Origin of the sequence: Rhodococcus kronopolitis (genome assembly GCF_042654025.1) — a bacterium.
GTDB lineage: Bacteria > Actinomycetota > Actinomycetes > Mycobacteriales > Mycobacteriaceae > Rhodococcus_G > Rhodococcus_G kronopolitis.
Window position 1 is genome coordinate 239,650 of the sequence record NZ_JBHSFO010000012.1, and the last position, 12,785, is coordinate 252,434.

The window sequence follows — 12,785 nt, forward strand, 5'->3', positions numbered from 1 at the left end:
GCGGTGGGCCCGGGTTGCCGGGCCCACCGCGGCGATCAGGTCTAGGAGCAGGAGATGGTGTCCGCGAGCGTCGGGTCGAGGGCCTTGCGGACCAGGAACAGCGGGGCCGGATGGTTGAGCATGCCCATCGGCTTCCCGGTGTCTTTGTTCACGTCATCGTTGTGGCGGATGAGGAGTCCCGGGTCGTTGCACACGTCCTGCACGGTGATGTTGTGGACCGAGTCCTCGGTGCCGGGGGCGGGAATGAGCAACGAGAGGTTCGTGGCGATCTTGGGCGGGGCCGGGGTGATCACCTCGTCCGTGTTGGATGCGATGACGGTGTACTGGATTCCCGGGAAGGTCTCCTTGTTGTCGGCATTGAGTGCGGTCAGGAAGCGCGATCCGATGACCTGCTGCTGGATGGCCACGGGTGCATCGGCGGCCGCGGCTTGGGCCTCCGTGAAGAACGTGTCTCCTCCGGTGGAGCCGTGGGTCGACGGCGCGAGCATGACGAGCGTCTTGACCTTGGGGCGGTCGGCCCCGCCCAGGAACCGCAGGTACTGACGCGTCATGGTGCCGCCCTGGGAATGGCTGACGATGTCGACCTGCTCGGCCCCGGTGCGCTCGAGGAGATCGTCGATGTATGTGTTCAGTTCCGCTGCCGACTGCTCGATCGGCTTGGTGCCCCATGCGGTCCTGGGAAGGAGTTCGTTCTTCGCCGGCAGCCCGCCGTAGTTGAACGCGAAGAGGCAGTAGCCGTCGCCCTTGAGCGGCGGTACCAAGTCCTCGAAGGTGTCCTGCCAGGTCATGTCGGTTCCGTGCAGGAGCACGACCGGTTGCGGGTGCTGTGTCGACGTGCACCCCTCCTCGTTCACGCCCGGAATCTCGCCCGCTCCGGCCCCTCCGGAGGAGCCGGACGAGCCCAGCTGCGCGGAGGCGGTAGTCGACGGCATGAGCGCGGTGCCGAGGGTCAGCAGAGCGATGGTCGCGAGGCTCGTGGTGGCCGCGCGGAGTCGGGTAGTCAAGTGCAGAACTCCTGATAATCATTGTGGGACAGTCGATGTGGTGCAACTGTCCTCTCTAGCACTGGCGGCGTGGTAGACGCAGGAGAACGCCGGGGTCCGTGCCGATCCGTGCGGTCAGGCGCTGCGGGTCCAGATGCCGCCGGCGCCGGGGGTGACGGACTCGACCAGCGCCCAGGCCTCGTCGGCGGGCAGGTCGAGCACCTCGTAGCGCCGGGTGCCGGCGGGGGTCGCGGCGACCACGGTGGCGACGCCGGCGCGTCGCTGGAAGAAGGTCTGTCGCACCGTCCAGCCGATGATGCCGTCGGCCTCGAGGCTGTGTCGCCCGCGGTCGAGTGAGCCGCTGCGGGTGACCAGCCAGCCGGCGGGGACGGCGTGCCCGAGGCCCCGGTAGCGGTCCCAGGCCAGCACGGCGGCGGCGACCACGGCCACGGCCAGGGCGGGCCACACCGACCAGTGCACGCGTACGCCCAGCACGCCCGCAGCGCCGACCGCGACCGCGACGACTCCCACCGGCAGCAGAGCGCGGGAGTAGCGGCGGCGTCGGGCGGCCGGGCCGTGCGGGCGCAGAGGCAGGTCGGCGTCGGCGGGGAACCGGCGTTCGCCCAGGACGACGCCCATCATCCGTTTCGCCTCGACCGCGGGTGCCTGCGGCAGCAGCATCGACGACTGCTGCTTCTCGGCGCTCACCCCGGTCATGATGGCGTCGAGTCGGGCGCCGCCGGCGAGCCGCAGCAGCAGCGGCTCGCGCAGCGTGGTGCCGCGCAGCCGGGCCCGGTCCAGCGTCGTCTGCCGGGTCTTGAGCAGTCCGTGGCTCACGTGCAGGACCCGGCCGTCGTCGGTGACGCGCAGGTTTCCGTACGCGATGAGGTAGCGCGCGCAGGCCAGCGTGCTCGCGACGAGCAGCAGCGCCAGCACGCCCGCGGCGGCCAGCGCCGCGACACCGAGGTGCCGCGCGGAGTCGACCCACCCCGAGACGGTCTCGGACTCGGTGAGGCGTTGCGCGATGCCGTACTGGAAGGCGAGACCGACGACGGCGGCGATGGTGATCAACCCGGTCACCGAGAACGGTGCGTACCGCACCCAGGCCGGCGTCCAGTGCGCGATCTCGGTCTCGGGGCGGGCCGGTGGGGGAGCGGCGCCGGCGTCGGACACCGGCCCGGAGGTGTCGGGTCGGGCCAGCAGCGCGGCGCGCAGCGCGGGTACCAGCGCGGCGTCCAGGGCATTGAGTTCGAACCTGCCGGACTCGCTGCCGCGGCCGGACTGCTGTCCGGTGCCGATTCGCACCACGGCCAGGCCGAGCAGTCGGTGCAGCAGCCCGGCCTCGACGTCCACGGAGCGAATTCGGTTGCGCGGCACCGAGAGCAGGTTCCGCTGGAACACGCCGCTACGCAGTTGCACGTGTACGGGGCCGAGCCGGTAGCTGGTGGTGTACCAGCGCAGCAGCGCGAAGGCCACCAGCACCGCCACGGCGATCAGTCCGAACGTGTGGTTGCCGCTCTGGCTGCCGATCAGTACCGAGACCAGCAGCACCGGTGCCAGCTTGACCACCTCGGAGACCGGGTGCACCAGCAGCATTCGCTTGTCCAGACGCAGCCACGGCTGCTCCTGCTCGGCGGCCAGCGCCGCGGCGCCGCTCGCCTCCGGGGGTGCGGTGCCCGGGGCGGGGGCGAGCGGGCCGACACGCGAACCGGGAACCGGCGACTCGGGGATAGGCGTCCCGGCACTCACGTCGCGTCCCCCAGGTTGCGGCCCGCGATCCGGGTGAGGTCGGCGACCGTGCGATCGGCGACGGCGTTGTCGAGTGCGGTGATCTTCACGGCGCCCGCGGAGGAGGCGGTGGTGACCGTGACGGTGGCCAGGCCCAGCATGCGGTCGATCGGCCCCCGCTCGGTGTCCACCGTCTGGACCCGCGAGATCGGGGCGATCCGGCGCTCCTGGGTGAACCAGCCGGTCCGGGTGTAGACGGCGTCCTCGCTGATCTCCCAGCGGTGCACGCGGTAGCGCCACTGCGGCACCACCGCGACGTGCGCGAGCGCGGCGACCACGCTCGCGGCGAACACGCCGACGTGCGGCCAGCTGGTGGCGGTGCCGTCGACCACGGCCCAGACCAGCTGCGCCACGAACACGGGTATCCACATCAGCGCGGCGTTGACCGCCCACAGCAGCGGCGCCCTGGTGCTGGGTCGCCACTGGGGATCGGCCATGGTCACGACGGCGGGCGGTGGGGTACTCACGCCCCCCAGCCTGCCCGATCCGCGGCGTCGGTGCGGGCAAGGCGCGGCCCGGGGAGCGCCCGTCGGGGCTAGCCTCGGGGGCAGGCGAGGAAAGGAACCGACATGAACGGATTCGATCCGGAGGTCCCCGAGGCGGACGCTGTCGAGCAGGCGACGCCCGCCGACCACGCGGACGAGGTCGACGAGGCCGACGCGCCGCCCACCAGCGCACTCGAGGTGAATGTCGCCGACGCCGCGGAGCAGCAGCGGGGCGTTCCGGAGGAGGACGAGTACCCGCACTCCTGAGCGGTCGGGACACCTACGGTGGCCCTCCCGTCGTGGCATGGCGCATGATCGAGCGGTGACATCTCACGACGACGCGCAGTCCAGCCCCTCGATGCTCCCCGATCCGGTCATGCCGTCCGGCTCCGGGCAACCGGCGGGGCTCGAGCGGCCGTCCGCGTCGGCCATGCGCCGGGCGCTGCGCCGGGCCAGGGACGGGGCGACCCTCAACGTCGACGAGGCGACCGTGCTGCTGCACGCGCGCGGCGCCGACCTCGACGACCTCTCGGCCTCGGCCGCGCGGGTACGTGACGCCGGACTGGAGGCGGCGGGCCGGCCGAAAACCGTCAGCTACTCGCGCAAGGTCTTCATCCCGCTGACCCGGCTGTGCCGCGACAAGTGCCACTACTGCACCTTCGTGACGGTGCCCGGCAAGCTCCGCGCCGAGGGACACGGGATGTACCTCGAGGTCGACGAGGTGCTCGACATTGCGCGGCGGGGTGCGGCGCTGGGCTGCAAGGAGGCGCTGTTCACCCTCGGTGACCGTCCGGAGGTCCGCTGGCCCGAGGCGCAGGAGTGGCTCGACGCCCGCGGCTACGACTCCACGCTGGACTACCTCCGGGCCGTCTCGATCCGGGTGCTCGAGGAGACCGGCCTGCTGCCGCACCTCAATCCCGGGGTGCTCAGCTGGGAGGAGATCAACCGGCTCAAGCCGGTGGCGCCGTCGATGGGCATGATGCTCGAGACCACCGCGACCCGGCTGTTCACCGACAAGGGTGAGTGCCACTACGGCAGCCCCGACAAGGACCCCGCGGTCCGGCTGCGCACGCTCACCGACGCGGGCAGGCTCTCGGTGCCGTTCACCACCGGCATCCTCGTCGGCATCGGCGAGACGATGGCCGAGCGGGCCGACTCGATCATGGCGATCCGCAAGTCGCACAAGGCCTTCGGTCACATCCAGGAAGTGATCGTGCAGAACTTCCTGGCCAAGGACGACACCGTGATGCGGTCGGCGCCTGACGCCGGCATCGAGGAGTACCGCGCCGCCATCGCCGTCGCCCGGCTGGTGCTCGGTCCCGGGATGCGGATCCAGTCGCCGCCGAACCTGGTCTCCGCCGACGAGTGCGCCGCGCTGATCGCCTCGGGCGTCGACGACTGGGGCGGGGTCTCCCCGCTCACCCCGGACCACGTCAACCCCGAGCGCCCGTGGCCCAACCTCGACACGCTCGCGGAGATCACCGCGGCCGCCGGCTACACGCTGACCGAACGCACCGCCGCGCAGCCGCAGTACGTGCTCGCGGGTTCGCCGTGGATCGACCCCCGGATCTCCGCGCACGTGCACGCGCTGGCCGACCCGGTGACCGGGCTGGCGCGTCCGGACACCCTCCCGGTGGGCCTGCCGTGGCAGGAACCCGACGAGGCCTGGGAGTCGAGCGGCCGCGTCGACCTGAACACCGAGATCGACACCGACGGCCGCAACACCGAGACCCGCAGCGACCTGGGCAGCGCCTTCGGCGACTGGGAGACCGTCCGCGAGCAGGTGCTCGAGCTCAGCGCGCCGACCAGGGTGGACACCGACGTGCTGGCCGCGCTGCGCAACGCCGAGCGGGACCCGGCGGGTTGCTCCGACGACGACTACGTGGCGCTGGCCAACGCGGACGGCGTCGGGCTCGAGGCGCTGGTGGCGCTGGCCGACAACCTGCGCAAGGACGCGGTCGGGGACGACGTCACCTACGTGGTGAACCGGAACATCAACTTCACCAACATCTGCTACACCGGCTGCCGGTTCTGCGCGTTCGCGCAGCGCAAGGGCGACGCCGACGCCTTCACCCTGTCCACCGACGAGGTCGCGGACCGGGCCTGGGAGGCGCACGTCGCCGGGGCCACCGAGATCTGCATGCAGGGCGGCATCGACCCGGAACTGCCGGTCACCGGCTACGCGGACCTGGTGCGCGCGATCAAGGCCCGGGTGCCGTCGATGCACGTGCACGCCTTCAGCCCGATGGAGATCGTCAACGGCGCCTCGCGCGGCGGGCAGAGCGTCCGGGACTGGCTGATCGACCTGCGCGAGGCCGGACTGGACTCCATCCCCGGCACCGCCGCCGAGATCCTCGACGACGAGGTCCGCTGGGTGCTGACCAAGGGCAAGCTGCCCACGAGCACCTGGGTCGACGTGGTCACCACCGCGCACGAGGTGGGGCTGCGGTCCAGCTCGACGATGATGTACGGCCACGTGGACCAGCCGCGGCACTGGGTGGGGCACCTGAACGTGCTGCGCGGGATCCAGGACCGCACCGGCGGGTTCACGGAGTTCGTGCTGCTGCCGTTCGTGCACCAGTCCTCGCCGCTGTACCTGGCCGGCGCGTCCCGGCCGGGCCCGACGCGCCGCGACAACCGGGCCGCGCACGCGTTGGCGCGGGTGATGCTGCACGGCCGGATCCCCAATATCCAGACCAGTTGGGTCAAGCTGGGTACCGAGGGGACGCAGGCGATGCTGCAGGGCGGCGCCAACGACTTGGGAGGGACGCTGATGGAGGAGACCATCTCGCGGATGGCGGGTTCGATGCACGGGTCGGAGAAGACCGTGGCCGAGCTGCGTTCGATCGCCGAGGGCATCGGCCGTCCGGCCCGGGAGCGCACCACCAAGTACGCCGACCGGGTGAGCGTCCGGTGACCGCCAAGGACCGGATCGGCGACGACCGGGTGGTGGCGGTCCTCGACCGGGCGGCCTGGGGGATCAACCCGGTGCTGGACCTGGTGGCGTCCGACCCGTTCGGCATCAAGGCCCGCACCTTCCGGCCGAACGCCGAGCAGCGCTCGGCCGCGGAGAAGGCGCTGGACGCGGCGGCCTGGCTGCTCGACATCGCGCAGGTTCCCGGGACCGCCGCCTGGGACCGGGCCGGCGACGAGCGTCGCGCTCGGTGGTGGCTGACCCGGCTCGGCCTGCTCAACACGATCGTCGTCGCGTTTCCCGGTGTGCTGGGCCCGCTGGCGAAGCGCCTGCCGCTGCAGGACGTGCTGGGTTTCGCGAACCAGACGGTGGTGCTGGTCGCGGTGGCCCGGGAGATGGGGGTGACCGAACGCAGCGCGCAGGTGGATCTGCTGGCGTCGGTGCTGTGCCGTCGCGAGATCGACTCCCGGACCCAGCTGGTGCAGCCGCGGGCGGCCGTGCCGGAGCAGTCCGGGTGGAAGCCCTTCGCGATGCTCGGCGGCATGTGGTCGGCCGCGCGCACGCTCCGTGCGATTCCCGACGAACTCCACAAGCGGCCCCAGCCGACCCGGCCCTACCAGCTCCTCGGAAAGGTGCCGGTCCTCGGCGCGGTGGCCGACTACCTGGGCGAGCGAGGCGCGTTGGTCGACGCCGCGGTGCAGGCCATGCGGTGGATCGACGGGCACACCGTGCGCGGTGCGGTCGACTCGCTCTCGCCGCGCGGCAGCACCGTCTGAGTGGACCCTGCCCGGGTCCTCCCCGCGGCGAGGGGTGATACTAGGAGACCCTGCGCGTTTGTTCGTCCACTGCGCAGAATTTCCGGTCCGTGTGAGAAAGGCAAGGGGAGCGGCAGTGCCCTACACGATTGCTGAACCGTGCGTAGATGTACTCGACAAGGCATGCATCGAGGAATGCCCCGTCGACTGTATTTACGAGGGCGGCCGGATGCTCTACATCCACCCCGACGAGTGCGTGGACTGCGGTGCCTGCGAGCCGGTCTGCCCCGTCGAGGCGATCTTCTACGAGGACGACGTCCCGGAGCAGTGGAGCGACTACATCAGCGCGAACGTCGACTTCTTCGTGGAGCTCGGGTCGCCCGGTGGCGCCGCCAAGCTCGGCAAGGTCGACTACGACCCGCCGTTCATCAAGGCGCTCCCGCCGATGGGCGAGGACTAGCAGTTGCCTCGTTCGGCTGTTTCGCACGCACTTCCCGACTTTCCCTGGGACTCGCTTGCGGGGGCGAAGGCGAGGGCCGAGGCGCATCCCGACGGGATCGTGAACCTCTCCGTCGGCACCCCGGTCGATCCGGTCGCGCCGCTGATCCGCGAGGCCCTGGCCTCCGTGTCGGCGGTGCCCGGGTACCCGACGACGCACGGCACCGACGCGTTGCGGGAGGCCGCGGTCGCGGCGCTGGCGCGTCGCTACTCGGTCACCGGACTGGACCCGGCGTCGGTGTTGCCGGCCATCGGGACCAAGGAGATCATCGCGTGGCTGCCGCGGTTGCTCGGGCTCGGCGCCGATGACCTGGTCGTCATCCCGGAGGTCGCGTACCCGACGTACGAGGTCGCCGCGCTGCTGGCCGGCTGCCGGGTGCTGCGCGCCGACGGACTGACCCGGCTCGGCCCGGAGAACCCGGCGTTGATCTTCGTGAACTCGCCGTCCAACCCGACCGGCAAGGTGCTCGGCCTCGAGCATCTGCGCAAGGTGGTCGACTTCGCCCGCCAGCGCGGCGCGATCGTGGTCTCCGACGAGTGCTACCTGGGGCTGACCTGGGAGGCCGACGGCTACTCGATCCTCGACCCGCGGGTGTGCGACGGCGACCACACCGGTCTGCTGGCCGTGCACTCGCTGTCGAAGACGTCCAACCTGGCGAGCTACCGGGCCGGCTTCGTCGCCGGGGACGCGGCGCTGGTCGCGGAGCTGCTGGAGGTGCGCAAGCACGCCGGCATGATCATGCCGCTGCCGGTGCAGGCCGCGATGACCGCCGCGCTGAACAACGACGAGCACGAGGACATCCAGCGCGAGCGCTACCGTGCCCGGCGCGAGGTGCTGCTCGGTGCCGTGCGCGGCGCCGGTTTCACCGTGGACAACTCCGAGGCCGGGCTGTACCTGTGGGCGACCCGCGGCGAACCCTGCCGCGAGACCGTCGACTGGTTCGCCGACCGCGGCATCCTGGTCGCCCCCGGCGACTTCTACGGTCCGGGCAGCGGCCAGCACGTGCGGATCGCGCTGACCGGCACCGACGAGCGGATCGCGGCGGCCGCAGCGCGCCTGTAGCGCGGCCGTCGGGTCGGCGGACGACGGGTCCCGAAGGGGCCCGGAAACGATGATCATCGATCGTGCGCGTCCGGCCTGCTGGGACGGCAAGCTGCGCTAGCCTGGGGACGGAAGTCCTCGTTGCCGGGGTCCGCCCCGGGAACGCCGCCGTGGGCAGGAGCCAGCATGGATGCCGTCACACAGGTTCCCCGTCCGGGTAACGAGCCGGTGCACTCCTACGCACCGGGTAGCCCGGAGCGCACCCGCCTGATCGACCGGATCGCGGAACTCACCGCCGAACCGGTCGCCCTGCCGCACGTGATCGGCGGCGTCCACCGGCAGGGTTCCGGCGACTGGGTCGACGTGGTGCAGCCGCACCGGCATTCCGCCGTGCTCGGCACCCTGACCTCGGCCACCCACGAGGACGCCGACGCCGCGGTGCAGGCCGCGGTCGCGGCGGGCCCCGGCTGGCGCGACCTGTCCTTCGACGACCGGGCCGCGGTGTTCCTGCGTGCGGCGGACCTGCTCGCCGGGCCGTGGCGCGAGACCGTCGCCGCCGCAACGATGCTCGGCCAGTCGAAGTCGGTGCAGCAGGCGGAGATCGACGCGCCCTGCGAGCTCGTCGACTTCTGGCGGTACAACGTGCACTTCGCCCGGCAGCTGCTCGCGGAGCAGCCGGAGTCGAGTCCCGGGGTGTGGAACCGGCTGGACTACCGGCCGTTGGAGGGGTTCGTGTACGCGATCACCCCGTTCAACTTCACCGCGATCGCCGGCAACCTCCCGACTGCGCCTGCGCTGATGGGTAACACCGTGGTGTGGAAGCCCTCGACGACGCAGACCCTGGCCGCCTACTGGACCATGCGTCTGCTCGAGGAGGCCGGCCTGCCCCCAGGCGTGATCAACCTGGTGACCGGGTCCGGCGCCGCGGTTTCGGATGTGGCACTGGGTGATCCGCGGCTGGCAGGCATCCACTTCACCGGCTCCACCCGGACCTTCCAGCACCTGTGGCGCGAGGTCGGGACCAATATCGACCGCTACCACGGCTATCCGAGAGTCGTCGGGGAGACCGGAGGCAAGGACTTCGTCGTCGCGCACGCCTCCGCAGACCCGGACGTGTTGCGCACGGCGCTGATTCGCGGCGCCTTCGAGTACCAGGGCCAGAAGTGCTCCGCCGCGTCGCGGGCGTACGTCCCGGCCTCGGTATGGGCGCAGATGGGTGAGGACTTCCTGTCCGAGACCGACCAGCTCAGCTACGGCGACGTCACCGACCTGACGAATTTCGGTGGGGCACTGATCGACCGGCCTGCGTACGAGAAGAACGTCGCCGCGATCGAACGGGCCCGCGGCGTGGAGGGCATCCGGATCGCGGTGGGCGGCAAGTACGACGACAGCGAGGGTTATTTCGTCCGCCCGACGGTGTTGCTGTCGGACGATCCCGGCGATGAGTGCTTCGCGGCCGAGTACTTCGGCCCGCTGCTCTCGCTCTACGTCTACGACGATGCGGCCCCGGGCGCGTTCGAGTCGGTCCTCGACATCGTCGACACCACGGCCCCGTACGCGCTGACCGGGTCGGTGATCGCAGGGGACCGGGCGGCCGTCGCCAAGGCCGGGGCGGCACTGCGATTCGCGGCCGGAAACTTCTACGTCAACGACAAGCCGTCCGGTGCGGTGGTGGGGCAGCAGCCGTTCGGTGGAGCACGGGCGTCGGGCACCAACGACAAGGCCGGGTCGCCGATCAACCTGCTGCGCTGGATGTCCGCGCGCACGGTCAAGGAGACCTTCGTCCCGCCGACCGACCATCGGTATCCGCACATGGGACCGCGGGACTGATCGCCGTGTCCGGCGCGCTGGGCAATCCGCTGCGGCCGGCGATCCTCGCCGCGGCCCGTTCGCCACGGATCAAGTCGGCGATCACCCGGGCCCCGGTCACCCGGGGCCTGGTCACCCGGTTCGTCGCGGGGCAGGACCGGTCCGACGCGCTGGCCGCCGCGCGGGCGATCCTGGACTCGGGGCGCAGCGTCAGCGTCGACCACCTGGGTGAGGACACCACGGACCTGGCCGGGGCCCGCGCCACCCTCGCTGAGTACCGGCAGCTGCTGCGCGAGCTCGGCGAGCAACCCGAGGCCGACGCCGGCACCGGGGTCCGCCGTTTGGAGGTGTCGGTGAAGCTGTCCGCGCTCGGGCTGGCGCTGCCGCGGGACGGTCGGCAGGTGGCGCTCGAGCATGCCCATGCGCTGTGCGAGGCGGCGCAGGCCGCGGGGGTCTGGGTGAGTGTCGACGCCGAGGACCACACCACCACCGAGATCACCCTGGAACTGGTGACCCAGCTGCGTGCCGATTTCCCGTGGCTGGGCGCGGTGGTGCAGGCGTACCTGCGCCGGACCGAATGGGACTGCCGGGAACTCGCGTCGGCGCACTCCCGGGTCCGGCTCTGCAAGGGCGCCTACCGGGAGCCGGAATCGGTTGCCTACCAACGCAGGTCCGAGGTCGACGCGTCGTATCTGCGGTGCCTCGAGACGCTGATGCGTGGTCCCGGCTACCCGATGGTGGCCTCGCACGACCCGGCCGTCGTGGCGCGGACCCAGGAGTTGGTGCAGCAGGTCGGGCGTGGGTCGGCGGAGTTCGAACACCAGATGCTCTACGGGATCCGGGACGTCGAGCAGGTGCGGCTGGCCGGGCTCGGTGACCAGGTTCGGGTCTACGTCCCCTACGGCTCGCAGTGGTACGGCTACTTCATGCGCAGGCTCGCCGAACGGCCCGCCAACCTCACCTTCTTCCTGCGCTCGGCCCTCACCCACGGCTGATCTCGCCGGCGTAGCGGTGTGAGACGCTGGGCTCGTGCTCCTGAGTTCACTGAACCCCCTCGCCGTCGCCCGGGGCGACGACCTGCCCGATGCCGTCCGGATCGGCGACGCCGTGCTCTCGCGCAGCGACATCGTCGGGGGCGCCGGGGCGCTGGCCCGCCGCATCGCCGGGGCCCAGCGGGTCGCCGTGCTCGCGACCCCGAGCGTCTCGACGGTGATCGCGGTCGTCGGCTGCCTGTTCGCGGGGGTCACGGTGGTGCCGGTGCCGCCGGACTCCGGTCCCGCGGAGATCGCGCACATCCTGTCCGACTCGGGCGCGCAGGCCTGGCTCGGCAACGCGCCCGAGGGCACCGACCTGCCGGTCGTCCCGGTGCGGGTCAACGCCCGGGACTGGCACGGACACCCGGAGCCGCGTCCGTCGTCGATCGCCTTCGTGCTCTACACCTCCGGTACCACCGGTCCGCCGAAGGGCGTGCTGCTGAGCCGCCAGGCAATCGCAGCCGGGCTGGACGCGTTGGCGCAGGCGTGGCAGTGGACTTCGAACGACACACTGGTGCACGGACTTCCGCTCTTCCACGTGCACGGACTGATCCTGGGACTACTCGGCCCGCTGCGGGTGGGCAGCCGCCTCGTGCACACCGTCAGCCCCACGCCGCAGGCCTACACACAGGCGGGCGGGTCGATGTACTTCGGTGTGCCGACGGTGTGGTCGCGGGTGGCCCGCGACGAGGAGTCCGCCCGCGCCCTGAGCGGGGCGCGGCTGCTGGTCTCCGGCAGCGCGCCGCTGCCGGTCCCGGTGTTCAACCGGCTGGTGGAGCTGACCGGCCTGACCCCGATCGAGCGCTACGGGATGAGCGAGACGATGATCACGCTCAGCACCCGGGCGGACGGCGAGCGGCGTCCGGGCTGGGTCGGACTGCCGGTGACCGGGGTGAGCACGCGGCTGGTCGACGAGGCCGGCGGCGACGTCCCGCACGACGGCGAGTCGATCGGTGAACTGCAGGTGCGCGGCCCGATGCTCTTCGACGGCTACCTGAACCGCCCGGACGCGACGGCCGAGTCCTGGACCGAGGACGGCTGGTTCAAGACCGGTGACGTGGCAGTGATCGACGAGGGAGGATGCCACCGGATCGTCGGCCGGGCGTCGACCGACCTGATCAAGTCCGGGGGATACCGGATCGGGGCCGGCGAGGTGGAGACCGCGCTGCTCGGGCACCCGTCGGTGCGCGAGGCGGCGGTGGTCGGCGTCCCCGACGAGGACCTCGGGCAGCGGCTGGTCGCGTACGTGGTCGGCGACGGCGTGGAGCCCGAGGCGCTGATCGCGCACGTCGCGGCGGAGCTGTCCGCACACAAGCGCCCGCGCGAGGTCCGGGTGGTGGAGTCGTTGCCGCGCAACGCGATGGGCAAGGTGCAGAAGAAGCTGCTCGGCTGAGCGGCTGGCCGGGCCCCGGCATTTCTTGACTGTGGGGGTCGGGAATTGAGGGCGCGCCCCGCGCGCACCCAGCAATTCCCGGCG

11 protein-coding genes are annotated in these 12,785 nt (G+C 71.6%); 8 read left to right on the top strand and 3 right to left on the bottom strand.

What is annotated here, in order from left to right:
* Positions 1-41: 41 nt before the first annotated feature.
* The 3 genes from ACFO6S_RS18105 to ACFO6S_RS18115 all read right to left on the bottom strand — a co-directional run bounded on the left by ACFO6S_RS18105 (position 42) and on the right by ACFO6S_RS18115 (position 3,208).
* Positions 42-1,004, bottom strand: coding sequence for an esterase/lipase family protein (locus tag ACFO6S_RS18105; protein WP_378419353.1), 963 nt, complete (start codon positions 1,002-1,004; stop codon positions 42-44).
* A 114-nt stretch (positions 1,005-1,118) separates the two neighbouring features.
* Positions 1,119-2,579, bottom strand: a complete 1,461-nt coding sequence (locus tag ACFO6S_RS18110) for a PH domain-containing protein (RefSeq protein WP_378419463.1) — start codon at positions 2,577-2,579, stop codon at positions 1,119-1,121.
* A gap of 149 nt (positions 2,580-2,728) precedes the next feature.
* Complete coding sequence (locus ACFO6S_RS18115; protein WP_378419464.1) at positions 2,729-3,208, bottom strand: PH domain-containing protein; 480 nt, start codon at positions 3,206-3,208, stop codon at positions 2,729-2,731.
* Positions 3,209-3,340: 132 nt separating this feature from the next.
* Here ACFO6S_RS18115 and ACFO6S_RS18120 point away from each other — a divergent pair, with 132 nt between their 5' ends.
* The 8 genes from ACFO6S_RS18120 (at position 3,341) to ACFO6S_RS18155 (ending at position 12,701) form a co-directional block, all read left to right on the top strand.
* Entirely contained in the window at positions 3,341-3,523 is a 183-nt protein-coding gene (locus ACFO6S_RS18120; protein WP_378419354.1) for a hypothetical protein, read from the top strand.
* A 91-nt stretch (positions 3,524-3,614) separates the two neighbouring features.
* A complete protein-coding gene (locus ACFO6S_RS18125) occupies positions 3,615-6,173 on the top strand; it encodes a bifunctional FO biosynthesis protein CofGH (protein WP_378419465.1) in 2,559 nt (852 codons plus the stop codon).
* Entirely contained in the window at positions 6,170-6,946 is a 777-nt protein-coding gene (locus tag ACFO6S_RS18130; protein ID WP_378419355.1) for a hypothetical protein, read from the top strand. The genes ACFO6S_RS18125 and ACFO6S_RS18130 overlap by 4 nt, the downstream gene beginning before the upstream one ends.
* A 115-nt stretch (positions 6,947-7,061) precedes the next feature.
* On the top strand, positions 7,062-7,385 hold the full coding sequence (gene fdxA / locus ACFO6S_RS18135) for a ferredoxin (RefSeq protein ID WP_378419356.1): 324 nt from the start codon (positions 7,062-7,064) through the stop codon (positions 7,383-7,385).
* A gap of 3 nt (positions 7,386-7,388) precedes the next feature.
* Positions 7,389-8,486 carry a succinyldiaminopimelate transaminase gene (dapC, locus tag ACFO6S_RS18140; RefSeq protein WP_378419357.1) on the top strand — a complete coding sequence of 366 codons (1,098 nt, stop codon included), beginning with the start codon at positions 7,389-7,391 and terminating at the stop codon, positions 8,484-8,486.
* A 165-nt stretch (positions 8,487-8,651) separates the two neighbouring features.
* On the top strand, positions 8,652-10,295 hold the full coding sequence (gene pruA, locus ACFO6S_RS18145) for an L-glutamate gamma-semialdehyde dehydrogenase (protein WP_378419358.1): 1,644 nt from the start codon (positions 8,652-8,654) through the stop codon (positions 10,293-10,295).
* Positions 10,296-10,300: 5 nt separating this feature from the next.
* Positions 10,301-11,269, top strand: coding sequence for a proline dehydrogenase family protein (locus tag ACFO6S_RS18150; protein WP_378419359.1), 969 nt, complete (start codon positions 10,301-10,303; stop codon positions 11,267-11,269).
* A gap of 34 nt (positions 11,270-11,303) precedes the next feature.
* Positions 11,304-12,701 (top strand): acyl-CoA synthetase, encoded by a 1,398-nt coding sequence (locus ACFO6S_RS18155; RefSeq protein ID WP_378419360.1) that lies wholly within the window; start codon positions 11,304-11,306, stop codon positions 12,699-12,701.
* Positions 12,702-12,785: the final 84 nt, after the last annotated feature.

What these genes read in the sequence shown, in the direction of transcription:
- ACFO6S_RS18110 (WP_378419463.1), bottom strand. Translation starts at nt 2,579, where the DNA reads ATGCTGCTGGTGCACCCGGTCTCCGAGGTGGTCAAGCTGGCACCGGTG.
- ACFO6S_RS18115 (WP_378419464.1), bottom strand. Translation starts at nt 3,208, where the DNA reads ATGGCCGATCCCCAGTGGCGACCCAGCACCAGGGCGCCGCTGCTGTGG.
- ACFO6S_RS18120 (WP_378419354.1), top strand. Translation starts at nt 3,341, where the DNA reads ATGAACGGATTCGATCCGGAGGTCCCCGAGGCGGACGCTGTCGAGCAG.
- ACFO6S_RS18125 (WP_378419465.1), top strand. Translation starts at nt 3,615, where the DNA reads ATGCTCCCCGATCCGGTCATGCCGTCCGGCTCCGGGCAACCGGCGGGG.
- pruA (WP_378419358.1), top strand. Translation starts at nt 8,652, where the DNA reads ATGGATGCCGTCACACAGGTTCCCCGTCCGGGTAACGAGCCGGTGCAC.